Below are 389 nucleotides of genomic sequence, written 5' to 3'. Positions count from 1 at the left end.
GGCATGGCGGTCGGTATTTTCCAGCACGGCATGACCTTCGGCGACGCCGGCAAGGTGTACGCGCTGCTGACCATCGGTGACGGTTTGGTGGCGCAATTGCCATCACTGCTGCTGTCCACCGCTGCCGCGATCATGGTGACCCGTGCTTCCGGTTCGGAAGACATGGGCAAGCAGATCAATCGCCAGATGTTCGCCTCACCAAAAGCCCTGGCAGTTGCGGCCGGCTTGATGGCGGTGATGGGCCTGGTGCCGGGCATGCCGCACTTCTCGTTCCTGAGCATGGCCGCGCTCGCTGCCGGCGGTGCCTATCTGTTCTGGAAGAAGCAGAACGGCGTCAAGGTGCAGGCCCTGGAAGAGGTCAAGCGCCAGCAGGAAATGCTGCCATCGCC

General features: G+C 63.0%; 1 protein-coding gene. It reads left to right on the top strand.

Annotated elements, in window-relative coordinates; all coding sequences use genetic code 11:
- A partial coding sequence (locus ORL50_RS28800; protein ID WP_266020101.1) for an FHIPEP family type III secretion protein occupies positions 1-389 on the top strand: 389 nt, incomplete at both ends.

This window comes from Pseudomonas sp. RIT-562 (assembly GCF_026241895.1).
Taxonomy (GTDB): domain Bacteria; phylum Pseudomonadota; class Gammaproteobacteria; order Pseudomonadales; family Pseudomonadaceae; genus Aquipseudomonas; species Aquipseudomonas mandelii_F.
This window is presented reverse-complemented; position numbering and strand designations above follow the sequence as displayed.